Origin of the sequence: Lacrimispora sp. (genome assembly GCF_036758025.1) — a bacterium.
GTDB lineage: Bacteria > Bacillota > Clostridia > Lachnospirales > Lachnospiraceae > Lacrimispora.
In genome coordinates this window covers 68,487-92,264 of record NZ_DAIOXM010000018.1, presented here as the reverse complement: position 1 = coordinate 92,264, position 23,778 = coordinate 68,487, and the positions used below count along the sequence as shown (strand labels likewise).

Here is a 23,778-nt window from a genome sequence, read left to right as displayed (position 1 = left end):
ATGATAGCAGACAAGATGAGACCTCTTTTAGAAAACAATTCTGCCATCCGTGCCATGTTTGAAGAAGGAAAGAAGATGGCAGCTCTGTATGGCCCTGAAAATGTCTATGATTTCAGCTTGGGAAACCCCAATGTTCCGGCTCCGGCTGCGGTCAGCCAGGCCATTTTAGACATTATAAAGGAGGAAGACCCAACCCTGGTTCATGGGTATATGAGCAATGCAGGCTTTGCAGATGTGCGGGAAGCCATTGCCGGGTCCTTAAACAGGCGGTTTGGAACTCATTTTCGTCTGGAAAACATACTGATGACCGTTGGAGCTGCCAGCGGCATGAATGTCATACTGAAAACCATTCTGGACCCAGGAGATGAAGTGGTGGTATTTGCCCCTTATTTCATGGAATACGGCTCTTATGTGAGAAATTATGATGGGGTGCTTGTGGCAGTTCCCCCAAATACAGATACTTTTCAGCCGGATTTGGCGGAGTTTGAGAAACGGATTACTGAAAAGACAAAGGCTGTGATCATCAATACACCTAATAATCCTACCGGTGTCATCTATTCTTCGGAAACTCTCCGACAGATTGCAGAGATTATGGAGAAAAAAGAAAAGGAGCTGGGGACTTCCATTGTGCTGATTTCTGACGAGCCCTACAGGGAGCTGGCCTATGACGGGGCAGAGGTTCCTTATGTGACTCCCTTTTACCACAACACCATGGTCTGCTATTCCTACAGCAAATCCTTATCCCTGCCGGGAGAGAGAATCGGATATCTGGTGATTCCCGATGAGCTGGAGGATTCCTCCAAGGTTCTGGCGGCAGCGGCCATTGCAAACCGCATTTTAGGCTGTGTCAATGCGCCTTCCCTTATGCAGAGGGTCATTATGCGCTGCGTGGATGAGCAGGCTAATCTGGAGGCTTATGATAAGAACCGGCAGCTTCTTTACAGCAGCCTTACGGAATATGGGTTTGACTGTGTGAAACCGGAAGGGGCTTTTTACTTGTTTGTAAAGGCTCCGGAGGCGGATGATAAGGCATTCTGCCAGGTCTGCAAGGAGCACAGGGTGCTTGTGGTGCCCGGAACCTCCTTTGGGTGTCCCGGCTATGTGAGGATCGCTTACTGCGTTTCCTATGAGCAGATTCAGCGGGCTTTGCCTGCCTTTGAAAAAATTGCAAAGGAGTACAGCTTATGAGACCATGGGAAGCAAATATCCGCCGGGTAGCTCCTTACGTACCGGGAGAGCAGCCAAAGGGAACGGATTTAGTGAAACTCAATACCAATGAAAACCCCTATCCTCCGGCTCCGGGGGTGAGGGAAGCTCTGGCCCGGATGGACTGGGAACAGCTTCGTAAATACCCGGACCCGGCCGCATCGGTTCTTACCAAGGCTCTTTCTGAATATTATCAGGTAGGGGAAGATCAGGTTTTCCCCGGCGTAGGCTCTGACGATGTGATTGCCATGGCTTTTATGACCTTTTTTAACTCTGAAAAGCCGGTGCTGTTTCCTGATATCAGCTATTCCTTTTATCAGGTTTGGGCTGATTTGTTTAAGGTTCCTTATGAAACTCCTGCACTTGATAAAGATTTTTGCATCTGCAAGGAAGATTATTACAGGGAAAACGGGGGAATCATATTCCCAAATCCCAATGCTCCTACAGGCGTTTTAATGCCTCTTCATGAGATTGAGGACATTATAGCCCATAATCAGGAGTCTGTGGTGATCATTGATGAGGCTTATATTGACTTTGGCGGAGAAAGTGCCTTAAAGCTGGTGGAAAAGTATGAAAATCTGCTGGTGGTTCAGACTTTCAGCAAATCCCGTTCCATGGCAGGGATGAGAATCGGATACGCCATCGGCCACCGGGATCTGATTAAGGCATTAAATGATGTGAAATACTCCTATAATTCCTATACCATGAATGCACCCTCCCTGGCTTTAGGGGTGGAAGCGGTGTTAGATGATAAGTATTTTAAGGAAACCCTTCATAAGATCGTGGATACGAGAGAACGGGCTAAGGATAGGCTTAAGGAACTGGGATTTTCATTTCCTGATTCCATGGCAAACTTTATTTTCGCCTCTCATAAAGACCGGAAAGCAGAGGAGATTTATCTGGCTCTCCGGGAAAATAACATCTTTGTCCGTTATTTTAAGAAACCGGGACTGGACAATCATCTGCGCATTTCCATCGGCACAGATGAAGAGATGGAAAAGCTCTACAGCTTTTTGAAAGAAATTCTTTAGATTTTATTCCTTTGCGGGAAATACTTTCCAGTAGTATAATAAGGGCAGGTGATGCAAATGGAACATATGAAAAAATATTTCAGGCTTATACTCAATATTGTTATTCCGGTTCTGGGGTTTTATTTGATCTGCGTCTGGGGGCCCAGGTTTTTGAGCTTCTTCCTGCCCTTTGTCATTGGCTGGATCATTTCAGTCATTGCCAACCCCCTTGTGCGTTTCCTGGAGAGCCGGCTTAGGATTGTGAGAAAGCACAGCTCTGTTTTGATTGTGGTGTCCGTTCTTGCCCTCATTATTGCCGGATTATACTTTCTGATTTCCAAGCTGATTACAGAGGCGGCCGGGTTTGCGGCAGACTTGCCCAGGTATTATGAAACCGCATGGGCAGGAGGACAGGAGCTGCTTTTAAAGCTGGAAGGAATTTTGCAGTTTCTTCCCCAGGGAGTCCAGGATTCCATGGACCGGTTTTTCACCCATATGGGCGAATACTTAAATGTGCTGGTGCAAAAGATCGCTTCTCCCACGGTCATGGCAGCCGGAAATGTGGTAAAAGGGATTCCGGCGGCACTGGTTTACACCATTGTGACCATCTTTTCCTCCTATCTTTTTATTGTGGACAGAGATAAGGTTATGGGGATACTCCACCGGTATATGCCGGAGGGAGGAAGCAGGTATTACCGCCATTTGAAAAAAGACGTAAGGCACCTCATAGGCGGGTATTTTCTGGCCCAGTTTAAGATCATGTTTATCGTGGCAGTAGTTCTGGCAATTGGGTTTTTGGTGCTGGGAGTTGATTATGCCCTGCTTCTGGCAGTTCTCATCGCTGTGCTGGACTTTCTGCCCATTTTGGGAACTGGAACCATTCTCATACCCTGGGCACTGCTCCGCCTTGTCTCAGGCCAGTATGCCTTTGGCTTCGGCCTTGTTGCCATTTACGTTCTCACTCTGGTCTTAAGGCAGATCATTCAGCCCAAGATCGTGGGAGATACCATGGGGCTTGATCCTTTTATGACTCTGCTTTTTTTGTACCTGGGATTTAAAATCAGCGGAATTGCCGGAATGATTCTGGCTGTACCCGTTGGAATGCTGTTTATTAACTTATATGAATTCGGTGCCTTTGATTCCCTTATCGGCAGCGTGAAGATTCTGTTTCACGATATCAACGAATTCCGCAGGAGAAAGGATTAAAAGATGAGAGATAAAACCAGATTGAAACTCAGCGCATGTGCGTGTCTGACCGCAGGAATTATGGCCCTGTCTTTGATCGCGGCGCCTGTTACCGGTTATTCGGCCCAGCCCTGGGAACTGGAAAACGGCCAGTTTGTAGATGCGTCAGGAATTCCCATTGCCGGAGCTTTACAAAAGGGAATTACAGTGACCAAGTACCAGAACCGCCAGAGCGAGAAAAACGGAGGCATTGACTGGGATAAGGTGGCAAAATCAGGAGTATCCTTTGCCATGGTGCGCATCGGTTATTTTAATGACATGGACCCTTATTATTCCATGAACATGACCGGCGCGGCAGCCAAGGGGATTAAAACAGGAGTGTTTTTCTATACCCAGGCCCTTGACACCCAGACGGCAGTGGAAGAGGCCAGATATGTGCTTCGTATGGTGAAGGATTACGCTGTTTCCTATCCAATTGCCTATGATGTGGAATCCCAACATTTGCTGGATAATAACTTGTCAAAGCAGCAGATTACGGATAATATCAATGCATTCTGCAAGACCATCACAGAGGCAGGCTACCGGCCTGTTGTCTATGCCAACAACGAATGGCTGACCAACCACATTGATATGAGCCAGGTTCCTTACGACGTCTGGTATGCCAGATACGGAACCATCAACAATTACCAGAACCGTACCATCTGGCAGTGTACGGACCAGGGACGGGTAGACGGCATTGACGGAAATGTGACCATAGAATTTTCCTTTGCAGATTACAACTCCCTTATTCCGTCAGAAGGCTGGAAGGTGATTGATGGAAACTGGTATTATACGAAAAATTATGTAAAACAGACCGGCTGGGTTCAGGTAGGAGATATCTGGTATTATCTGGATTCCAATGGCATTATGGTTCACAGTACCACTATGAGTATTGACGGGGTTTCTTATACCTTTGATACCAGCGGGGCCATGGTGCAGTAACCAGCTGAATGAGGCTTAAATGACAGAGAATAATTTAGATACAGACCAAATAAGAGGACTGGTATGGAGGCTGGCAATTCCCTCCATGCTGGCCCAGTTTGTAAGCGTTTTTTACAGCATCGTAGACCGGATGTACATAGGAAATATTGCCGGAACCGGTGAGATTGCATTGGCAGGAGTGGGAATCTGCGGTCCTATTGTGACTATGGTTTCTTCTGTTGCTTTTTTAGTGGGTGTGGGAGGCTCTCCCTTAATGAGCATCCGCATGGGGGAGAAAAACCATCGGGCAGCCAGCCAGATCCTTGCCAACTGCTTTTTGCTTTTAACGGTTTTAGCCGCGGTGATCACTGTTTTTTCCCTTATGATAAAAGATAAGCTTTTGATGTGGTTTGGGGCAAGCGAAGCCACGTTTTCCTATGCCAATGAATACATTACCATCTGCCTCCTGGGAACTGTGTTTGCCCTGCTGGCTACCGGGATGAACCAGTTTATTATCTGCCAGGGGTTTGCAAAGGTGGGGATGAAGTCCGTTATTTTAGGGGCCGTATGCAATATTGTGCTGGACCCCATATTCATGTTTGTCTTTGGCCTGGGGGTAAGGGGAGCTGCAATTGCCACCGTATTATCCCAGATGGCTTCCTGTACCTATGTGCTTCGGTTTTTATTTGGAGACAAGCCCCCTATCCGGATTACCTTTGGTCATTACGACTGGCAGATTATGAGGCGGGTCCTGATTCTGGGCTTAAGCCCTTTTCTCATCATTGCTTTTGACAATGTTCTGATTATCGCTTTAAACATGATCATTCAGCGTTACGGCGGAGAAAGCCAGGGGGATAAGCTTCTTACCTGTATGACCATTGTGCAGAGCTTTATGCTGATGGTCACCATGCCCCTTGGAGGAATTACGGGAGGAACCCAGACCATACTGGGTTATAATTTCGGGGCGGGAAGACCGGACCGGATTAAAAAGGCAGCAGGCCATATTGCGGGCCTGGCTCTTATATTCACCACTATTATGTTTATTCTGGCTCATACGGTGCCTCAGTATTTTGTCCGTATTTTTATCCGTAATGAAGCTTATGTGGAGCTGACGGTGTGGGCTATTAAGGTTTATACCATGGGAATCATTCCCCTGGCCCTCCAGTATACAGTTGTAGATGGCTTTGTGGGAATGGGAGCCGCTAAAGTGGCAATCTCCCTTTCCATGTTCCGGAAGGCCGTCTTTTTAGTGGGGGCAGCTCTTATCCCAATCTGGTTTGGGGTGGAACAGATCTTTTATATTGAACCGGTTTCGGATTTTGTCAGTGTCTTAGTGTCATTGACGGTCACATTCCTGGTATTTGACCGGGTAGTGGTCAAAAAAACGGCGGATTGATTTTAATGCCCCATGGGTGCAGCCTTTAAGCTCTTTGCAATGAGAGCAGAGGCTGCACCTTTTTTGTTTTGATGATAAAAGAACTCAATAAAACCTCTTGACAATTTATGAAAAAATGATAACATAATCATATGAACAATCATTCATATGACGATAACAAAGATAAGGAGGAATTTAATGGGAGAAGAGACTTTAAAAAATATTCCCAGAGGTGAAGTTGACCAATGTGAGCTTATATATGTCCATGAAGATGTTGTGGGCCAGGTGTTAAAGGCAATGCCAAAAGAGGAGGAGCTTTTTGATCTGGCAGATTTTTTCAAGGTATTCGGGGATACCACCAGAATAAAGATCCTTTACGTCCTCAGCCGTTCAGAAATGTGTGTGTGTGATATTGCCAGCCTGCTCCAGATGAGCCAGTCGGCTATTTCCCACCAGCTTCGTGTGCTGAAACAGATGAGGCTGGTGAAGTTCCGCAGGGAAGGAAAGACTGTATTTTATTCCCTTGCAGACGGCCACATTGAGACTATACTGGCTCAGGGCATGGAGCACATTGAAGAGTGATAAAAACTATGACAAAAAACGAGACAGATGAAAAGGAGAGTCAATTATGAAAAAAATTGTTAAATTAGAGGGTTTATGCTGCGCCAACTGTGCGGCTAAAATTGAAGAAGAGGTAAAGAAGCTTGACGGTGTGGAAAGTGCTTCCTTAAGCTTTATGACTCAGAGGCTGGTTTTGGAAGTGGAAGACGGAAAATCTGATGGCATTATGGAAGCTGCAAAAAAGATATCATTTAAGATCGAACCAGAAGCAGAATTCAAGGTTCTTCGGTAGGAGATGAAGCAGCTATGACGAAGAAGCAGAAAAAGATGATCACCAGGCTGGCGGTCGGCGCTCCGGTTTTTATATTAGGATTGCTTGTGGAAGGAAAGGTGTCCTGGTACTGGCTTCCCTTTGCAGTTTCTTATTTGCTGGTAGGCTATGACATTCCCTTAAGGGCTTTGAGAAACCTGCGTCACGGCCAGTTATTTGATGAAAATTTCCTCATGTCCCTGGCAACCTTCGGAGCCATCGGCATCGGGGCATTGGAAGAAGCCGTAGGAGTTATGCTGTTTTATCAGATTGGTGAATTCTTTAATGACTATGCGGTGAACCGGTCGAGAAAATCCATTACAGAGCTGATGGATATTAACCCGGAATACGCCAATCTCTTAAGGGATGGAAAAGAAGAAAAGGTAGATCCTTATGAGGTTTCCATCGGGGATATGATCGTGATAAAGCCAGGGGAAAAGGTTCCTCTTGACGGAGTGGTGGTTAAGGGAGCAGGAAGCCTTGATACCAGGGCTTTAACCGGAGAATCCATGCCTGCAGAGGTTAAGGAAGGATCTGAGGTGATCAGCGGTTCCATTAACTTAAACGGTGTTCTGGAGGTTCAGGTAACCAGCCTGTTTGACGATTCCACAGTTGCAAAGATCCTGGAACTGGTGGAGAATGCCAGCTCCAGAAAGGCAAAGGCCGAAAACTTCATTACAAAGTTTGCGAGAGTCTATACCCCGGTGGTAGTAATCCTGGCGGCCTTGCTGGCAGTGATTCCTCCCCTTTTGCTGGGAGGGGGCTGGGGAGTCTGGATTTACCGTGCCTGCAGCTTTTTGGTTGTTTCCTGTCCCTGCGCTCTGGTAATTTCCGTTCCTTTAAGCTTTTTCGGCGGTCTTGGAGCAGCCTCCAGACACGGTATTTTGATGAAAGGCAGCAATTACTTAGAAGCAATGGCTTCTTTGGAAACAGTTGTTTTTGATAAAACCGGAACGCTGACCAACGGCAAATTTAAAGTGACGGAAACAGATCCGGCAGAGGGTACGGAGGAAGAACTGTTAAAGCTGGCAGCTTACGGGGAATTTCATTCCAACCATCCCATTGCTTTGTCGGTAAAAGAAGCTTATGGAAAGGCTGTGGATGAGTCCAAAATCGGCCTGGCAGAAGAGATTGCCGGATACGGCATCAGGGCTGAAATAGAGGATGGCGGAAGGACCAGAAACTTGTTCATCGGCAATGCAAGGCTTATGGAGCAGAGAAATATTGAGATTTTTGAAAAGGGCATTGCAGCGGGAACCACTTTATATCTGGCTGACGGAGAAACTTATCTGGGTTCTATTACCATTTCCGATACCATTCGGGAAGATGTGCCCAAGGCTTTAAAGGGCTTAAAGGATTCCGGAGTCAAAAGGCTTGTTATGCTGACCGGAGATAAGCCGGAGGTAGGAAGAGCCGTAGGAGAAGCAATTGGTATTGATGAGGTTCACGGCGGACTTCTACCCGGCGACAAGGTTGGAAAAGTGGAAGAACTGCTGGCGAAAAAGCGGGAAGGTTCTACTTTGGCCTTTGTGGGAGACGGAATCAACGATGCTCCTGTTTTGTCCAGGTCTGATGTGGGCATTGCCATGGGCGGAATCGGATCAGGTGCTGCGGTGGAAGCGGCAGACGTGGTTATCATGACTGATGAGCCGTCAAAGCTGGTGGATGCCATACGGATAGCCAGGAAGACCATTGGCATCGTAAAGCAGAATATTGTGTTCGCCATAGGCATCAAGGTTTTGGTTCTCTTTTTGTCAGCATTTGGGTTTGCAAACATGTGGACTGCTGTATTTTCAGACGTAGGAGTGTCGGTTCTGGCTATTTTAAATGCCGTGCGGGCTTTAAAATATGAAAATTACAAATAAAAATACATTGACAAACTTTTTTTAAGCTGTTATATTTTACACATATACGGGGTGGTGCGAAGATGGTCCATTGTTGAGAGACAGTTTTCGCATACCCTTTTTTGTATTATAAAGAAGCATCATGATAATGAAGCACCCTGCGGGTGTACCATGATGCCCAGAAAACTTGGGTAGTAATAAGGAAGCACCCTACGGGTATACCATGATGCCCAGAATGCGTGGGCAATGATAACGAAGCACCCTGCGGGTATACCATGATGCCCAGAAAACTTGGGCAGTAATAAGGAAAGGAAGGCGTATTATGAGCAAATATAGCAAAGAAGATATATTGCGTATTGTGGAAGAGGAGGATGTGGAGTTTATCCGGCTTCAGTTTACTGATATTTTTGGCATGCTGAAAAACGTTGCCATTACGAAAAATATGCTTGGAAAGGCCCTTGACAACCGCTGCATGTTTGACGGCTCTTCCATTGAAGGTTTTGTCAGAAATGAAGAAGCAGATATGTATCTTCATCCTGATTTTGATACCTTTGAACTTTTCCCCTGGCGTCCCCAGCAGGGAAAGGTGGCCCGGTTGATGTGCGATGTCCACTGTCCGGATCAGACACCTTTTATGGGAGATCCCAGGTTTGTGCTGAAAAAGGTGCTGAAAAAGGCCAGAGACATGGGCTTTGTATTTCATGCAGGCCCGGAATGTGAATTTTTCCTTTTCCACACCGATGAGGAAGGCCAGCCCACCACCAATACTCACGAGATGGCCAGCTATTTTGACGTGGCTCCCATTGATCAGGCGGAAAATGTGCGCAGGGATATGATTATGACCCTGGAGGACATGGGCTTTATGATCGAGTCCTCCCATCATGAAATCGCACCGGGCCAGCATGAGATTGATTTCCAGTACACAGAAGGGCTGGCAACAGCGGATCAGATCATGACCTTTAAGATGGCGGTAAAAACCATTGCAAAGCGCCACGGCCTTCACGCCACCTTTATGCCCAAACCCAAGGCAGGAGTCAATGGTTCCGGAATGCATTTAAACATGTCCTTATCGGATTTAAAGGGTAAAAACATGTTTGAGGATTCCAACGGTAAGCTTGGCTTAAGTAAGGTGGCATACCAGTTTATAGCCGGAATTCTTTATCATATGGAAGAAATGGCAATTATGACCAATCCCTTGGTCAACTCCTATAAACGGCTCATTCCCGGCTACGATGCACCTATTTACATTGCATGGTCTGCCAAGGGAAACAGAAGTTCGGTCATCCGCATTCCTTCTTCCAGGGGGGAAAGCACCAGGATTGAGCTTCGTTGCCCCGATGCCTCTGTCAATCCCTACCTGGCTCTGGCGGTCTGCCTGGCAGCAGGCCTTGACGGAATCGAAAAGGAAATGTCTGCTCCGGAAAGTGTTGACGATAATATCTTTGTTATGTCTGCCGACGAAATCCAGAAAAGGAGCATCAGACAGCTTCCGGAAACTCTTGGAGAAGCCATTGATGCGTTCCGGGAGGCTGAATTTATGAAAGAAGTACTGGGCGAGCATATCTACACCAAGTATCTGGAGGCCAAGGAATCGGAATGGCGTCAGTTCCGGGCCCAGGTGACGGACTGGGAAGTAGAAGAATACCTGTATAAGTATTAGGATTTCTGATTCCCATGGGGTTATCTGGAGGTGAGAGTGTTTGACCAATGTGATAGTGGCATTTTCCAAAGCGGAAGATGCGAAAAATATTAAAAATATTCTTATGAAAAACGGCTTTTCCGTGTCAGCGGTCTGCACCTCCGGCGCTCAGGCGGTCAACAGTGCCGATGAGCTGGGCAGCGGAATCGTGGTCTGCGGATGCAGGTTTGCGGATATGGTGTATCAGGATATTTACGATTGCCTTCCCAAAGGGATGGGGATGCTTTTGGTGGCTTCTCCCAGCCAGTGGAGCGGCAGAGCTCCTGACGATGTGGTCTGCTTAGGGCTGCCTCTGAAGGTTCAGGACCTTGTAAGTACATTGGAAATGATGATGGAAACCATGGCCCGGAGAAGAAAGAAGCTGAAAAGCCAGCCAAAGGAACGGAGTAAGGAAGAACAGGATATGATCAAGCAGGCCAAAGAACTGTTGATGGAACGAAATCACATGTCTGAGACAGAGGCCCACCGCTATATCCAAAAATGCAGTATGGACAGCGGAAACAATCTGGTGGAAACTGCCCAGATGATCATGAGCCTGATTAATATTTAGCTATGGAGGCAAAGAATGAAATTTACAAAGATGCAGGGCACTGGAAATGACTATGTGTATATAAACTGCTTTGAAGAAACCGTGGAAAATCCGGCAGAGCTTTCTAAAAAGGTCAGTGACCGCCATTTCGGAATCGGCTCCGACGGGCTTATTCTCATTTGCCCGTCAGAAACTGCGGATTTCCGCATGAGGATGTTCAATGCCGACGGTTCAGAAAGCCAGATGTGCGGAAATGGAATCCGGTGTGTGGGAAAATACGTGTACGATCACGGCATGGCAGGGAAAACAGAGTTTGATGTGGAGACAGGAGCCGGGATCAAGCATTTGAAAATTACGGAAGAAGATGGAAAGGCTGTGATGATCACTGTGGACATGGGCGTGCCGGAGATTACCAGCCAGGTGCCGGAGCCTATCTGTATCGATGGAACAGATTATGAATTCATCGGCATTTCCATGGGAAACCCTCATGCCATCTATTTTATGGAGGGCATTGACGGTCTGAATCTGGAAGCCATTGGCCCTGCTTTTGAACATCATGCCCGTTTTCCAGAGCGCACCAATTCAGAGTTTATTGAAGTAAAGAGTAAAAGCTATATCCGCATGAGGGTGTGGGAGCGAGGAAGCGGAGAAACCTGGGCCTGCGGAACCGGAGCCACGGCCAGCGTGGTGGCTTCAGCCTTAAGCGGGCGGACCTTCAACAAGGCGGAAGTGGAATTAAAGGGCGGTAACTTGACTATTGAATGGGACAGGGAAGGAAGCGGCCATGTGTTTATGACCGGGCCTGCTGTCCAGGTGTTTGAAGGGGAATTTGACGAAAGAAGTCTTTAAAATAACGGAGGAACCTATGGTTAAAATCAACGAAAATTACTTAAAACTGCCGGGAAGTTATCTCTTCTCCACCATTGCAAAAAAAGTAAGTGCTTACACAGAAAAGAACCCGGATAAAAAACTGATCCGTCTGGGAATCGGAGATGTGACCCAGCCCATTGCCCCGGCAATTATTGAAGCCCTTCACAGTGCAGTGGAGGAGATGGGAAGTGCGGATACCTTTCACGGCTATGCGCCTGATCTGGGCTATGGATTTTTGAGAGAGTTAATTGCAAAAGAGGATTATAGTTCCAGAGGCTGCCCAATATCGGCAGATGAGATCTTTGTTTCCGACGGAGCCAAGAGCGACTGCGGAAATATCCAGGAGATTTTCGACGAGAACTGTAAAATTGCAGTCTGCGACCCGGTATATCCTGTTTATGTGGATTCCAATGTCATGGCGGGCAGAACCGGGGAATATGATGAGAAAACCGGAAAGTGGAGCAATGTGATCTACATGCCTTGTACCGCTGAAAATGATTTTGTTCCCTGTCTTCCTGAGGAAGTGCCGGATTTGATTTATTTATGTGTTCCTAATAACCCTACGGGAACCACTCTCACCAGGGATCAGTTAAAGGTATGGGTGGACTATGCCAATGAAAACGGTGCTGTGATTCTTTATGATGCTGCTTATGAGGCATACATCAGCCAGGACGATGTTCCTCATTCTATTTTTGAGATTGAGGGAGCAGAAACCTGTGCTATTGAGTTCCGTTCTTTTTCTAAAAATGCAGGCTTTACGGGAGTCCGCTTAGGGTTTACAGTAGTCCCTAAGGCTCTTGTAAGGGGCGGAGTATCTCTTCATTCCCTGTGGGCCAGACGCCATGGAACTAAGTTTAACGGAGCTCCTTATATTATCCAGAAGGCGGGGACGGCCGTTTACTCGGCAGAAGGAAAAGCCCAGTTAAAGGAACAGGTGACTTATTACATGAGAAACGCAGAAGTTATTTACGATGGATTAAAAGAGGCGGGATGCCAGGTTTTCGGCGGTGTCAATGCTCCTTATATCTGGTTAAAGGTACCTGCCGGAATGACCTCCTGGGAATTCTTTGATTACCTGCTGGAAGAATCCAGTGTAGTGGGAACTCCAGGAAGTGGATTTGGCCCCAGCGGAGAGGGATACTTCCGTCTGACAGCCTTTGGAACCTATGAAAATACGGTGGAAGCCATTGAACGAATGAAGAAGTGCCTTCCTTCCTTATATAAATAGAGGTTGACAAATCTTCTGGAATTCGTTATGATTATTTTCGTAAAAAAAATAATAATGAGCTTAACTTGTAAGAACAAAAGCGTTCGGTACCCTGATGGTACTGGCGCTTTTTTTATTTGAAGGGCAGAGGAGAAGGGAGTTTTTCTTTCCCGCCTCTCCCCCATGAAGGAGGAGAATATGGACGATATTGATAAGAAAATAGTGCGGATCCTACAGAAAAATGCCAGGGCATCTTTAAAGAACATAGCGGATAATACCTTTCTCTCTTCTCCTGCTGTATCATCCAGAATTGAAAAGCTGGAGAGGGAGAAGGTCATCACCGGATACCATGCTTCCGTTGATCCGGTGAAGCTGGGGTATCACATCATTGCCTTTGTGAGCCTGGAGGTTTCTCCCATGGATAAGATCCAGTTTTATGAACATATGAAGTCCGTTCCTAATGTGCTGGAGTGCAACTGTGTGACAGGAGATTACTCCATGCTGATTAAAGTGGCCTTTCCAAGCACCATGGAACTGGATGTTTTCATCGGAAGACTCCAGAAATACGGAAAGACCAGCACCCAGATCGTATTTTCCGCTCCAGTGGAGCCAAGAGGCGTGGATGTGATGGCGGAAATGGGAGAAAAAGAATAAATCCGGCCTGAAAAATGGTACGGAGGGTACTGCTTTTACATACTTTATAGAATAGAGGTATGTGAAAGGAGTTTTTCTTTTGGAAGAGAGAAAGATCGTAGTAATAGATGCGGGTCACGGCGGCGCAGACCCGGGTGCAACTTATAACGGGCGGAAGGAAAAAGATGATAACTTAAATCTTGCACTGGCTGTGGGGCAGATCCTTACAGACAACGGAGTTGACGTCAGATATACCAGAATTGACGATACCTACAATACCCCTCTTGAAAAGGCTATGATGGCAAATAATTCGGAGGGAGACCTTCTTGTATCCATACACCGTAATGCAATGCCTGTTCCAGGCTCCGGTTCCGGGGTGTTGACTCTTGTTTTTGAAGATGATGGAGACCCGGCCGCATTTGCAAAGAACATAGGGGAGGCGTTAAGTCAGACCGGATTTACCAACCTGGGCACTGTGGAGCGTTCCGGACTGGTAATTCTCAAGCGGACAAATATTCCGTCGGTTCTGGTAGAAGTCGGTTTTATTGACAATGAAGAGGATAACAATTTATTTGACCAGAATTTCCAGGAAATCGCTGAAGCCCTGGCCCGGGGAATTTTAAATACATTCCAGGGTCAGCCGGAGGAGGAAACAGAATATTACCAGGTACAGACAGGTGCTTACAGGGTTCGGCCTCTGGCTGAGAAGCAGATGGATACTTTAAAATCTCAGGGATTTCCAGCCTTTATCGTTCTTGAGGATGGACTTTACAAGGTCCGTGTGGGAGCATTCCGCAATCTGGATAATGCAGTCCGCATGGAGCAGTCCCTTAAGCAGTGCGGATACAACACATTTTTGGTGAGAAAACCGGCGGTATATTGAAAATCAAATGCCCCTGATGCTGGCTTTTTAAGAAAGGCCTTGCACCCGGGGCATTTTTTTGTGTCCGGCGGAGCAGGCTTTTTCCTTTATGGCTTGACAGAATGGATTGAAGTATCGTAATGTTTATAAAGAGATAACAAAAAAGGAGGCAGAAATGATTAAGGCAGTTATTTTTGACATGGATGGAGTTATCATTGACAGCGAGGGCGTTTACCTGGAACACCAACTGGAATTTGCCAGGACAAAAAATCCGGATGTGAAGCTGGAACAGCTGTTTCCTATGGTGGGAGCCACGAAACAGGAGTGCTGGGAAATCCTGGAAGGGGTGGTAAACAACGGACAATCCTGGGAGGAGCTTCGTGAAGAGTTCCGGGAAAAGGATATTTACAGCCAGATGGACTACAGAAAGATTTTCAGGCCAGAGGTAAGGACAACTCTTATGGAGTTAAAAGAGAGGGGATACCGGCTGGCTCTGGCTTCCTCCACAAGGCTTCCGGTGGTGGAACGGGTTCTGGAGGAAAATGAGATCCGGCATTATTTTGAGGCAGTTGTCAGCGGCGGCCAGTTTAAGAGAAGCAAACCTGATCCGGAAATCTACCTGCACACTGCAGGACTGCTGAATGTTGATCCAAAAGAGTGTCTGGCAGTGGAGGATTCTACAGTGGGAATCCTGGCTGCTTACAAGGCCGGCATGAAGGTTGCGGCACTCATAGATGAACGGTATGGCTTTGATCAGAGCCTGGCGGATTATAAGTTACAGCGGGTGAAAGATGTGTTAGAAGAGGTGGAGAAGGCATAAGCTGTGATATACATATTGAATCAGGAGGAATTGATTGAAGTATATCAATGAGCTTTTAAAAGGGCTGATCATTGGCGCGGCAAACATACTTCCGGGAATCAGCGGAGGGGTGCTGGCTATTTCCATGGGAGTGTACGATAAGATCATCCATGCAGTGAACCGTCTGTTTAAGGAGCCGGTGAAAAGCTTCCGGATTCTCCTTCCTTATGGAATCGGGGCTTTGGTTGGAATTGTGTTTCTCTCCCTGGCCTTTGAATATCTTTTTTATACATATCCCCTTCAGACGAAAATGGCATTTCTGGGAATGATCGGCGGAGGACTTCCTTCCCTGTTCAGGAAAGGGTTTCCAAAAGGCGGAAAAGGAAAAATGGCGGGTCTGGTGACCGCATGCCTGACCTGCGGGGCAGTGATACTATTTACCTTTGCTGCTGAAAGGATGATTACCGGCAGTCAGGGCAAAGCGGAAATGGCCTCTGGAGCTGCCTGGCTTTCTTCGGGGACTTACTGGGTTCCTGTTTTATTCCTGATCGGCATAATTGGGGCAGCTACCATGGTAATTCCGGGAATCAGCGGTTCCATGATTATGATGATGCTGGGATTTTACGAGCCCATTCTCCAGACTAATAATGCCTGTATACGGGCTTTATCTGTCCTTGATTTTAACAGCCTTTTTACCAATGGAATCGTGATGGTTCCATACTATGCCGGTCTTGGTGCAGGGATATTTTTATTTGCAAGGATAGTGGAAGGGCTTTTAAGCTGCCATGAACAGAGGATGTACCAGGTTATTATGGGGCTGGTTTTTTCTTCACCTTTTGTCGTATTGTGGGATGTGACATGGAACAGTGTGATGACTCACCAGATACTGGCGGGCATTTCTTTGAGCCTTCTTGGATATGTCTGTGCTGTAGGACTGGGCGGGGAAGGATAAATAAAAAGCCGCTAAAGGCCAATGATAACGGCCCTTAGCGGTTTTTTCTATTGGGGTAATGATTAAACCTAAGAATACTCCGCAATCCTGGTAATTCCCACATAGATATGGGAAATCCGGTACCAGGTGGCAAAATCGATCACTCCGGTGGCCGGGAGTCCAAAGATGGTCTGAAACTCGCGGACTGCCTCTGCTGTTGCAGGGCCGAAGATTCCGTCGGCAGTGATCCGTGGGATGGCCGTATAAACACCGGCAATGGTACTGAGCTGATCCTGAACCTGCTGGACCTTTTCTCCGCTGGAGCCTAAGGTCAGATTGTAGCCGGGCCAGGAGGAAGGAACGCCGGCAATCTGCTCCGCCGTGTTGATGTACATGTTGCTTCCGTAGAAATACCGGAGAATTTCAATGGCAGTATATCCCTGTTCACCCAGATTCTTGCTTCCCCACTGCGTCATCCAGTTTGGACACTGAACCCGGTTTCCGTCACAGTATTGGGTAAGTATGGGCTGCCTTACGCCTGGGCGGGATAAATAGCTGTTAAAAATTTCATCCACAACCTGGGCAATGCTTTCATAAATATTCCGTCCATGGATCCACTTATGATCAAAAGCAGTGGATGAAGTGATGGTAAAATTATAGCCCTGATTCCTGTACCATTCCGTATAAACCCGGTTTAAGGTAAAGCTCATAATAGCCAGAACATTGGCAATAATAGTCTCCCTGGGCCAGGTTGCATAGATTTCACTGGAGGCCACGTTTTTGATGTAATCCCGGTAGGGAACATAATAATTGGTGGCTGTGGGATCAGTGGGAACTCCGTCATGGACAATGACGGTCTGGGGAACCACAACCTGGCTTAATACGATTTCTCCGGTTTCTGCCACAGGTTTTATTTCGTCTTCCGCAATTTTGGGAGGGTAGTCTCCATAAAGTGTGTGGTCCGGGATGACAATGGGAACGTCAGGAGAAACTGCATCTGCAACGGGAATCATGCGCACCGGCTGAAGTGCCAGAGTTTCGGCCAGAATTTCCGTTCCAGAAACTTCAACCGGCTCAAAGCCCTGGGCGCGGATCAGGAGAGAATATTCCGAATAAGGCTGAATAAGGCCCGGCGATAAGCTTAAGTCAATGGGTGGTGCAGACAAACTTACATTTTCCGTTTGTCCTGATACGTTTGTGGTAACCTGTTCCAGAATGCTTTGCGGTTCTCCTTTATAAGAAATGGATATTTCTGCGCCCTGTATGGGAAAATTGCTTTCTGCAGAAACCACATCTACCTGAAGAAGCCCTGTAGAAGAATTTTGCTGTGCGGCCAGTGTCTTGCAGCGAATCATAAAATGCCCCTTGTTTGAGATAATTATTATAAATATATTAAAGGGCTGTAGGAATGATTACAAAAGCCCTGCAGGATGGAAAATTATCCTGCAGGGAGCTTTTAGAAAAAGGAGTTTTTTGGTTCATGAAACATGGATTCTACATAGTTTCTCATTTCCTCGCGGCTTTCAATGGATCTGGCGCCGTTGACGATTCTGTTCCGTTCCGGTTCGGTCAGCCCTGCAAAACGGGTCAGAATGTCGGAATGCTGTGCCAGCTCCATGGTAAAACCAATGGGCAGTTCGCTGTTATCAATCATCATCATCACCTCTTTCATAGTCTGCTCCAATGATTCCAAAAGTATGCGTCAAAAGAAAATGCCAGTCTATTTTTGAATAATTATTCATTGTATTTAGTAAAATGGCTTAAAAATACATAGGATATGCATAAAAATATAGTAAAATAAATCTGCAGAAAATAGTTGAAAAATCTTCCGGGATCATGTATAATCTATTCAATTTGGGCAGACTTAAGCAGACTCAAAAACCATACACTCAGAGAAAGGATGGATTTTGCGTATGAAAGCTTTTTTGATACTAGAAGACGGAACTGTTTTTACAGGGACCAGTATTGGTTCACCCCGGGAAGTAATCAGTGAAATCGTATTCAATACTTCCATGACCGGTTATTTAGAAGTCCTCACCGACCCCTCCTATGCGGGGCAGGCTGTTGTGATGACTTATCCCCTGATCGGTAATTACGGCATTTGTTATGAAGATATGGAGTCATTTAAACCATGGCCGGAAGGCTTTCTTGTCAGAGAATTATCTAGAATTCCCAGCAATTTCAGAAGCGGGGATACCATTCAGCATTTCTTAGAAGTATATGACATTCCAGGTATCAGCGGTATTGATACAAGAACCCTAACAAAAATTTTAAGAGAAAAAGGTACTATGAACGGCATGATTACAACCAATGAAGGTTTTGATCTTGACGAAGTCATTGAACGTATGAAAAAATATTCTGTTGAAGGGGTTGTAAAAGCCACTACCTGCAAGGAAATCCATGTCCTTCCGGGAGAAGGGAAAAAGGTGGCCCTTCTGGATCTTGGAGCCAAGAAAAACATTGCCCGTTCCCTGCAGGAACGAGGCTGCCAGGTGACCGTGTATCCTGCATATACAAAAGCGGAGGAAATTCTTTCTTCAAACCCTGACGGCATCATGCTTTCCAACGGCCCCGGCGATCCTAAGGAGTGTAAGGAAATCATTGAAGAAATTAAGAAGCTGTATGAATCCGGTGTTCCCATTTTTGCCATCTGCCTGGGACACCAGCTTATGGCCCTGGCCACGGGAGCCGATACCCACAAGCTGAAATACGGCCACAGGGGAGGCAACCACCCGGTAAAGGATTTGGAAACAGGGCGGGTGTACATATCCTCCCAAAACCATGGATATGTAGTGGATATGGATACCGTTGATCCGGCTGTTGCAGAGGCCGCATTTATAAATGTCAATGACGGGACCAATGAGGGCTTAAAATACAAAGGCAAAAACATATTTACCGTTCAGTACCACCCCGAAGCCTGTCCCGGCCCTCAGGATTCCAGTTACTTATTTGACCGTTTTTTGAAAATGATGGAGGTAGACGATCATGCCCAGAAATCATGATATAAAAAAGGTGCTGGTCCTTGGTTCAGGGCCTATCATCATCGGACAGGCAGCAGAATTTGACTATGCAGGAACCCAGGCCTGCCGTTCTCTGAAAGAAGAGGGAATTGAAGTCGTTCTCTTAAATTCCAATCCGGCCACCATTATGACGGATAAGGACATTGCGGACAAGGTATACATTGAACCGTTAACTCTGGAAACAGTGGAACAGCTGATCTTAAAGGAAAGACCGGACAGCGTCCTGCCCACCTTAGGCGGCCAGGCAGGCTTAAACCTTGCCATGGAGCTGGAGGATGCCGGATTCTTAAAAGAGCATAACGTAAGGCTTATCGGAACAACCGCCCTCACCATTAAAAAGGCGGAAGACCGGGAAATGTTTAAAAACACCATGGAAAAGATCGGGGAGCCTGTAGCCCCTTCCGACATTGTGGAATGTGTGGAGGACGGTTTGCGGGTTGCCCGGGAAATCGGATATCCGGTGGTTCTCCGCCCAGCTTACACTTTGGGAGGTTCCGGCGGAGGAATAGCCACAGACCCAGCCAAGTGCCGTGAAATCCTGGAAAACGGCCTCCGGCTTTCCCGGGTGGGGCAGGTTCTGGTGGAACGGTGCATCGCAGGCTGGAAGGAAATCGAATACGAGGTTATGCGGGACGGCGCAGGAAATGTGATCACCGTATGCAACATGGAAAATTTAGATCCGGTTGGTGTCCATACGGGAGACAGTATTGTGGTGGCCCCTTCCCAGACCTTGGGAGATAAGGAATACCAGATGCTTCGAACCTCTGCCCTTAAGATCATCAGCGAACTGGAAATCACCGGAGGCTGCAACGTCCAGTATGCCCTTCACCCGGAAAGCTTTGAATACTGCGTCATTGAAGTAAATCCCCGTGTCAGCCGTTCCTCGGCTCTGGCTTCCAAGGCCACAGGCTATCCAATCGCCAAGGTTGCGGCCAAAATCGCCCTGGGATACCATTTGGACGAGATCAGAAACGGGGTCACAAAGAAAACCTATGCCAGCTTTGAACCTATGCTGGATTACTGCGTGGTCAAGATGCCCCGCCTTCCCTTTGACAAATTTTTAAGTGCCAAGCGGACCCTTGGAACCCAGATGAAGGCCACGGGAGAAGTTATGAGTATATGTCCCAGCTTTGAAGGCGGACTGATGAAAGCGATCCGCTCTCTGGAACAGCATGTGGACAGCCTGATGTCCTATGATTTTACGGGACTTTCCGACTATGAACTGACTCAGACACTCCATCTGGTGGATGACAGAAGGATATGGGTCATTGCAGAGGCTTTGCGCCGGGGATTTGCCTACGAGACCATTCACGAAATTACAAAGATTGATTTTTGGTTTATCGATAAGCTGGCAATTCTGGTGGAAATGGAAGCAGAGCTGAAAAAAGGCCCTCTCACAGTTGAATTGTTAAAAGAAGCAAAAAGGCTGGAATTCCCGGATACGGTTATTTCCAGGCTGACCGGGATTCCTTCAGAGGAAATCCACCGTATGAGAAAGGAAAACAGCATTCTTGCAGCCTTTAAGATGGTGGATACCTGCGCAGCCGAATTTGCCGCTGAAACGCCTTACTATTACTCCTGCTTTGGAAGTGAAAATGAGGCAGAAAAAACTTCCGGGAAAAAGAAGGTATTGGTTCTTGGATCCGGCCCCATCCGCATTGGACAGGGAATTGAATTTGACTTCTGCTCGGTTCACAGCACATGGAGCTTCCGGAAGGAAGGCTATGAGACCATTATTGTCAATAACAATCCGGAAACAGTGAGCACAGATTTTGATATTGCGGATAAGCTGTACTTTGAACCTCTGACCCCGGAAGATGTGGAAAGCATTGTGGACATGGAAAAGCCGGACGGGGCAGTGGTTCAGTTCGGCGGCCAGACTGCCATTAAGCTGACGGAGGCCCTGATGAAGATGGGAGTTCTTATTCTGGGAACAGCGGCAGAGGATGTGGATGCGGCAGAAGACAGGGAGCTGTTTGATAAGATTTTAGAGGAATGCCGGATTCCAAGGCCCGCAGGACAGACCGTGTTTACGGCAGAAGAAGCCAAGAAAGCGGCCCGCGCCTTAGGCTATCCGGTGCTGGTAAGGCCCTCCTACGTGCTGGGAGGACAGGGCATGCAGATCGCCATATCGGATCAGGATGTAGATGAATTCATAGGAATCATCAATCAGATCGCCCAGGAACACCCCATTCTTGTGGATAAGTACATTGTGGGCAAGGAAATCGAGGTGGATGCAGTTTGTGACGGGGAAGACATTCTGATTCCGGGAATTATGGAGCATATTGAACGGGCAGGCGTCCACTCCGGTGACAGCATTTCCGTATATCCGGCTCAAAGCATAAGCCAAAAGACAAAGGATATTCTGGTGGAGTACACCAGGAGGCTGGCAAAAGCCCTTCATGTCAAGGGACTGATCAACATTCAGTTTATTGTCAGCGGGGAAGATGTATATGTAATAGAAGTAAATCCCCGCTCCTCCAGAACCGTTCCCTATATCAGCAAGGTGACCGGAATTCCCATTGTGCCCCTGGCAACCAAAGTCATCTGCGGACACTCCATTAAGGAACTGGGCTATGAGCCGGGGCTTCAGCCTGAGGCAGAGCATATTGCCATCAAGATGCCTGTATTCTCCTTTGAAAAAATCAGGGGAGCTGACGTAAGCCTGGGGCCGGAAATGAAGTCCACCGGGGAGTGTCTGGGAATTGCAAAGACCTTTAACGAGGCCCTTTACAAAGCATTTGCAGGTGCAGGAGTCCGACTGCCAAAGCATAAGAATATGATCATAACCGTAAGGGATTCCGATAAGGAAGAGGTGGTTGACATTGCCAGAAGGTTTCAGGCCCAGGGCTATAAGATATTCTCCACCTCAGGTACGGCAAAGGTGTTAAATAAACATGGGGTCAAAGCCCTGCAGGTGCGCAAGCTGGAACAGGAATCCCCCAACCTGCTGGATTTGATCCTGGGTCATGAAATTGATCTGATCATCGATACACCCCCTCAGGGAGCGGACAGAAGCAGGGACGGATTTGTAATCCGGAGAAATGCCATAGAAACCGGAGTGACCGTACTGACCTCTCTGGATACGGCTGCCGCCCTGGTGGCCAGCATGGAAAATAAGTCAAAGGCAATGACCTTGATCGACATTGCCAAGGTAAAAAGCCTGTAAAGGAGTGGAAGATTTATGGTATTTTACATTAACAAACAGGCGGTGGAAATCAAAGCCAGGTTTGAAAACGCGCCCCTCACCTCAGCCAACGAGGTGTGTTCGGCCCTTGGAATGCTTTATAAGATTTACAATCTTCCTTTTCCCGGGAAAAGAGAAATGGTGAGTGAGATGAAAGCGGATTTTTTTGCCGCTGCCGGAGGAGTGCCTGCACCTTCTGCATTTGCCGCCAAAATTACAACCCTTCTTGACGGATACTATAAGGATGAGCCGGTGAAGGATGAGGTTTATGATTTGATGAAATACTGCTATGAGGAACAATAAGGAGCAGTGCGGATAAAAAAATAAGTCAGATTCATCAAAAAGGACCGGGCCCTGTTTTTTCGGGGCTCCGGTTCTTTTAAACTTACGTGTTACATTGGCTTTTTAACAAACTGCTTGTCAAATTCAGGATTAAAATAATAAAAGTTCTTGGAATCCAGGTTGGATTTGATTTTTTCCATAGCCTCTCCAAACCGCTGGAAATGAACTACTTCCCTTGCCCGGAGAAACTTTAAAGGTTCCCGCACATCGGGATTTGTGATAATACGAATCAGGTTGTCATAGGTGGTTCTTGCCTTTTGTTCTGCCGCAAGGTCTTCGGTTAAGTCTGCAATGGCATCTCCCTTGGACTGGAATTCACAGGCGTTAAAGGGAACTCCTGCCGCAGCCGTAGGCCAGAGCGCACTGGTATGATCCACGTAATAAGCGTCAAAACCGGCTGTTTTAGCCTGTTCTGTAGTCAGATTTTTCGTAAGCTGGTATACGATAGCACAGATCATCTCAAGATGTCCCAGCTCTTCCGTTCCAATATCCGTTAAAAGTCCTCCCACTTCCTTGCATGGCATGGAATACCTTTGGGAAAGATACCGCATAGAGGCAGACAATTCCCCGTCAGGTCCGCCGAACTGGGTGATAATCAGGGAAGCTGTTTTCGGGCAGGTTTCCTTGATGTTGACAGGAAACTGCAGTCTTTTTTCATAATTCCACATTATACAGCACCTCCTTCCCACGGCATAGGGCCGTCACACCAGGTAAAATGCTTTTGTCCCCCATAATTGGTATGAGAGGCAGTCTTGTTGTTGGAATCTGGGCAGACACAGTCCATGGTAAGAGGTTCAAAATTCTCTCCATAGGTTTTTAACAACTGTTTTCTCTGCATCATGGCCTGCTGAAAGGCAGACAATGCGTTTTCATCCAGAGGATGAGTGTCTAAATAAAGGGTTAAATCATTGACTGTAAAGCTGATTTCTGTAATTTGCTTTAAAAGAGTTTTTTGATCTGCCATTATTGTTCACCTCCCGAAGCAAAGAAAGGAAAATTAAGGCCCGGAAAAATAGTTCCGTGCTTTAAGGCTGTTGCAGGGTCATAAGGCTGCTCCCAGGGCTGGATCGGAACAGAGCAAATGGCCAAAGGCGACGGAGATGGAGGAGACAAAGGGGCAGTGTTTTCTTTTGGTACTGAATTCATAATAATACTCCTTTCAGTGGTTGGCAGGGCTTTCTTTTTTTATTATGGTTAGAATAGTTTAAAATATATTGTAAAAATTCTCCCAGTCTGACCAGTCAGCGA

At 46.9% G+C, this 23,778-nt stretch carries 24 protein-coding genes; 19 read left to right on the top strand and 5 right to left on the bottom strand.

The window, feature by feature from the left end:
• The 16 genes from V7M78_RS15315 to V7M78_RS15240 all read left to right on the top strand — a co-directional run bounded on the left by V7M78_RS15315 (position 1) and on the right by V7M78_RS15240 (position 16,002).
• Positions 1-1,188, top strand: a complete 1,188-nt coding sequence (locus V7M78_RS15315) for a pyridoxal phosphate-dependent aminotransferase (RefSeq protein WP_333651085.1) — start codon at positions 1-3, stop codon at positions 1,186-1,188.
• Entirely contained in the window at positions 1,185-2,237 is a 1,053-nt protein-coding gene (gene hisC / locus V7M78_RS15310; RefSeq protein WP_333651083.1) for a histidinol-phosphate transaminase, read from the top strand. The genes V7M78_RS15315 and hisC overlap by 4 nt, the downstream gene beginning before the upstream one ends.
• 57 nt (positions 2,238-2,294) lie before the next feature.
• The gene (ytvI, locus tag V7M78_RS15305; protein WP_333651081.1) at positions 2,295-3,422 is read left to right on the top strand and encodes a sporulation integral membrane protein YtvI; all 1,128 of its coding nucleotides are present in this window, start codon (positions 2,295-2,297) and stop codon (positions 3,420-3,422) included.
• A 3-nt stretch (positions 3,423-3,425) separates the two neighbouring features.
• Positions 3,426-4,382: a glycoside hydrolase family 25 protein gene (locus V7M78_RS15300; RefSeq protein WP_333651079.1), complete on the top strand. Its 957-nt coding sequence runs from the start codon at positions 3,426-3,428 to the stop codon at positions 4,380-4,382.
• Between the two features lie 19 nt (positions 4,383-4,401).
• Complete coding sequence (locus V7M78_RS15295; protein ID WP_333651077.1) at positions 4,402-5,757, top strand: MATE family efflux transporter; 1,356 nt, start codon at positions 4,402-4,404, stop codon at positions 5,755-5,757.
• Between the two features lie 177 nt (positions 5,758-5,934).
• Entirely contained in the window at positions 5,935-6,318 is a 384-nt protein-coding gene (locus tag V7M78_RS15290) for an ArsR/SmtB family transcription factor (RefSeq protein ID WP_442914663.1), read from the top strand.
• Between the two features lie 46 nt (positions 6,319-6,364).
• Positions 6,365-6,589: a cation transporter gene (locus tag V7M78_RS15285; protein ID WP_333651075.1), complete on the top strand. Its 225-nt coding sequence runs from the start codon at positions 6,365-6,367 to the stop codon at positions 6,587-6,589.
• Positions 6,590-6,603: 14 nt separating this feature from the next.
• Complete coding sequence (locus tag V7M78_RS15280; protein WP_333651073.1) at positions 6,604-8,472, top strand: heavy metal translocating P-type ATPase; 1,869 nt, start codon at positions 6,604-6,606, stop codon at positions 8,470-8,472.
• A gap of 301 nt (positions 8,473-8,773) precedes the next feature.
• Entirely contained in the window at positions 8,774-10,111 is a 1,338-nt protein-coding gene (glnA, locus tag V7M78_RS15275) for a type I glutamate--ammonia ligase (RefSeq protein ID WP_333651071.1), read from the top strand.
• A 40-nt stretch (positions 10,112-10,151) separates the two neighbouring features.
• The gene (locus tag V7M78_RS15270; RefSeq protein WP_333651069.1) at positions 10,152-10,700 is read left to right on the top strand and encodes an ANTAR domain-containing response regulator; all 549 of its coding nucleotides are present in this window, start codon (positions 10,152-10,154) and stop codon (positions 10,698-10,700) included.
• Between the two features lie 15 nt (positions 10,701-10,715).
• Positions 10,716-11,528, top strand: coding sequence for a diaminopimelate epimerase (dapF, locus tag V7M78_RS15265; RefSeq protein ID WP_333651067.1), 813 nt, complete (start codon positions 10,716-10,718; stop codon positions 11,526-11,528).
• A 16-nt stretch (positions 11,529-11,544) separates the two neighbouring features.
• Positions 11,545-12,777 carry an LL-diaminopimelate aminotransferase gene (locus V7M78_RS15260; RefSeq protein ID WP_333651065.1) on the top strand — a complete coding sequence of 411 codons (1,233 nt, stop codon included), beginning with the start codon at positions 11,545-11,547 and terminating at the stop codon, positions 12,775-12,777.
• A 177-nt stretch (positions 12,778-12,954) separates the two neighbouring features.
• Positions 12,955-13,410 (top strand): Lrp/AsnC family transcriptional regulator, encoded by a 456-nt coding sequence (locus tag V7M78_RS15255; RefSeq protein ID WP_333651063.1) that lies wholly within the window; start codon positions 12,955-12,957, stop codon positions 13,408-13,410.
• Positions 13,411-13,489: 79 nt separating this feature from the next.
• A complete protein-coding gene (locus V7M78_RS15250; RefSeq protein ID WP_333651061.1) occupies positions 13,490-14,272 on the top strand; it encodes an N-acetylmuramoyl-L-alanine amidase in 783 nt (260 codons plus the stop codon).
• 154 nt (positions 14,273-14,426) lie between these two features.
• Positions 14,427-15,071 carry an HAD family hydrolase gene (locus V7M78_RS15245; protein ID WP_333651059.1) on the top strand — a complete coding sequence of 215 codons (645 nt, stop codon included), beginning with the start codon at positions 14,427-14,429 and terminating at the stop codon, positions 15,069-15,071.
• Between the two features lie 34 nt (positions 15,072-15,105).
• On the top strand, positions 15,106-16,002 hold the full coding sequence (locus V7M78_RS15240) for a DUF368 domain-containing protein (RefSeq protein ID WP_333651057.1): 897 nt from the start codon (positions 15,106-15,108) through the stop codon (positions 16,000-16,002).
• Positions 16,003-16,070: 68 nt separating this feature from the next.
• Here V7M78_RS15240 and V7M78_RS15235 read toward each other — a convergent pair whose 3' ends face one another.
• Both V7M78_RS15235 and V7M78_RS15230 read right to left on the bottom strand, forming a co-directional pair.
• A complete protein-coding gene (locus V7M78_RS15235; RefSeq protein ID WP_333651055.1) occupies positions 16,071-17,336 on the bottom strand; it encodes a peptidoglycan-binding protein in 1,266 nt (421 codons plus the stop codon).
• Between the two features lie 101 nt (positions 17,337-17,437).
• Positions 17,438-17,635 (bottom strand): hypothetical protein, encoded by a 198-nt coding sequence (locus tag V7M78_RS15230; RefSeq protein WP_333651101.1) that lies wholly within the window; start codon positions 17,633-17,635, stop codon positions 17,438-17,440.
• A gap of 259 nt (positions 17,636-17,894) precedes the next feature.
• Here V7M78_RS15230 and V7M78_RS15225 point away from each other — a divergent pair, with 259 nt between their 5' ends.
• Genes V7M78_RS15225 through V7M78_RS15215 form a run of 3 tightly spaced genes read left to right on the top strand, consistent with a single transcriptional unit; the run spans position 17,895 to position 22,491 of the window.
• Entirely contained in the window at positions 17,895-18,983 is a 1,089-nt protein-coding gene (locus V7M78_RS15225; protein WP_333651053.1) for a carbamoyl phosphate synthase small subunit, read from the top strand.
• A complete protein-coding gene (carB, locus tag V7M78_RS15220; protein ID WP_333651050.1) occupies positions 18,967-22,170 on the top strand; it encodes a carbamoyl-phosphate synthase large subunit in 3,204 nt (1,067 codons plus the stop codon). The genes V7M78_RS15225 and carB overlap by 17 nt, the downstream gene beginning before the upstream one ends.
• Before the next feature lie 15 nt (positions 22,171-22,185).
• On the top strand, positions 22,186-22,491 hold the full coding sequence (locus V7M78_RS15215; RefSeq protein WP_333651048.1) for a DUF3837 family protein: 306 nt from the start codon (positions 22,186-22,188) through the stop codon (positions 22,489-22,491).
• A gap of 89 nt (positions 22,492-22,580) precedes the next feature.
• On the opposite strand, the gene V7M78_RS15210 is transcribed toward V7M78_RS15215, so the two are convergent.
• The 3 genes from V7M78_RS15210 to V7M78_RS15200 are packed head-to-tail and all read right to left on the bottom strand — an operon-like array spanning position 22,581 to position 23,676.
• The gene (locus V7M78_RS15210) at positions 22,581-23,198 is read right to left on the bottom strand and encodes a manganese catalase family protein (RefSeq protein ID WP_333651046.1); all 618 of its coding nucleotides are present in this window, start codon (positions 23,196-23,198) and stop codon (positions 22,581-22,583) included.
• A complete protein-coding gene (locus tag V7M78_RS15205; RefSeq protein ID WP_333651044.1) occupies positions 23,198-23,494 on the bottom strand; it encodes a spore coat protein CotJB in 297 nt (98 codons plus the stop codon). Before V7M78_RS15205 ends, V7M78_RS15210 begins: the two co-directional genes overlap by 1 nt.
• Positions 23,494-23,676, bottom strand: a complete 183-nt coding sequence (locus V7M78_RS15200) for a spore coat associated protein CotJA (RefSeq protein ID WP_333651042.1) — start codon at positions 23,674-23,676, stop codon at positions 23,494-23,496. The genes V7M78_RS15205 and V7M78_RS15200 overlap by 1 nt, the downstream gene beginning before the upstream one ends.
• Between the last annotated feature and the right edge of the window lie 102 nt (positions 23,677-23,778).

Bases quoted from the DNA above. Each gene is read 5' to 3' on its own strand.
- V7M78_RS15205 (WP_333651044.1), bottom strand. From the start codon at position 23,494: ATGGCAGATCAAAAAACTCTTTTAAAGCAAATTACAGAAATCAGCTTT.
- V7M78_RS15200 (WP_333651042.1), bottom strand. From the start codon at position 23,676: ATGAATTCAGTACCAAAAGAAAACACTGCCCCTTTGTCTCCTCCATCT.
- V7M78_RS15225 (WP_333651053.1), top strand. From the start codon at position 17,895: ATGAAAGCTTTTTTGATACTAGAAGACGGAACTGTTTTTACAGGGACC.
- V7M78_RS15230 (WP_333651101.1), bottom strand. From the start codon at position 17,635: ATGATTGATAACAGCGAACTGCCCATTGGTTTTACCATGGAGCTGGCA.
- carB (WP_333651050.1), top strand. From the start codon at position 18,967: ATGCCCAGAAATCATGATATAAAAAAGGTGCTGGTCCTTGGTTCAGGG.
- V7M78_RS15255 (WP_333651063.1), top strand. From the start codon at position 12,955: ATGGACGATATTGATAAGAAAATAGTGCGGATCCTACAGAAAAATGCC.
- V7M78_RS15285 (WP_333651075.1), top strand. From the start codon at position 6,365: ATGAAAAAAATTGTTAAATTAGAGGGTTTATGCTGCGCCAACTGTGCG.
- hisC (WP_333651083.1), top strand. From the start codon at position 1,185: ATGAGACCATGGGAAGCAAATATCCGCCGGGTAGCTCCTTACGTACCG.
- V7M78_RS15315 (WP_333651085.1), top strand. From the start codon at position 1: ATGATAGCAGACAAGATGAGACCTCTTTTAGAAAACAATTCTGCCATC.
- V7M78_RS15260 (WP_333651065.1), top strand. From the start codon at position 11,545: ATGGTTAAAATCAACGAAAATTACTTAAAACTGCCGGGAAGTTATCTC.
- glnA (WP_333651071.1), top strand. From the start codon at position 8,774: ATGAGCAAATATAGCAAAGAAGATATATTGCGTATTGTGGAAGAGGAG.
- V7M78_RS15300 (WP_333651079.1), top strand. From the start codon at position 3,426: ATGAGAGATAAAACCAGATTGAAACTCAGCGCATGTGCGTGTCTGACC.
- ytvI (WP_333651081.1), top strand. From the start codon at position 2,295: ATGGAACATATGAAAAAATATTTCAGGCTTATACTCAATATTGTTATT.
- V7M78_RS15280 (WP_333651073.1), top strand. From the start codon at position 6,604: ATGACGAAGAAGCAGAAAAAGATGATCACCAGGCTGGCGGTCGGCGCT.
- V7M78_RS15290 (WP_442914663.1), top strand. From the start codon at position 5,935: ATGGGAGAAGAGACTTTAAAAAATATTCCCAGAGGTGAAGTTGACCAA.
- V7M78_RS15245 (WP_333651059.1), top strand. From the start codon at position 14,427: ATGATTAAGGCAGTTATTTTTGACATGGATGGAGTTATCATTGACAGC.
- V7M78_RS15295 (WP_333651077.1), top strand. From the start codon at position 4,402: ATGACAGAGAATAATTTAGATACAGACCAAATAAGAGGACTGGTATGG.
- V7M78_RS15215 (WP_333651048.1), top strand. From the start codon at position 22,186: ATGGTATTTTACATTAACAAACAGGCGGTGGAAATCAAAGCCAGGTTT.
- V7M78_RS15235 (WP_333651055.1), bottom strand. From the start codon at position 17,336: ATGATTCGCTGCAAGACACTGGCCGCACAGCAAAATTCTTCTACAGGG.
- V7M78_RS15210 (WP_333651046.1), bottom strand. From the start codon at position 23,198: ATGTGGAATTATGAAAAAAGACTGCAGTTTCCTGTCAACATCAAGGAA.
- dapF (WP_333651067.1), top strand. From the start codon at position 10,716: ATGAAATTTACAAAGATGCAGGGCACTGGAAATGACTATGTGTATATA.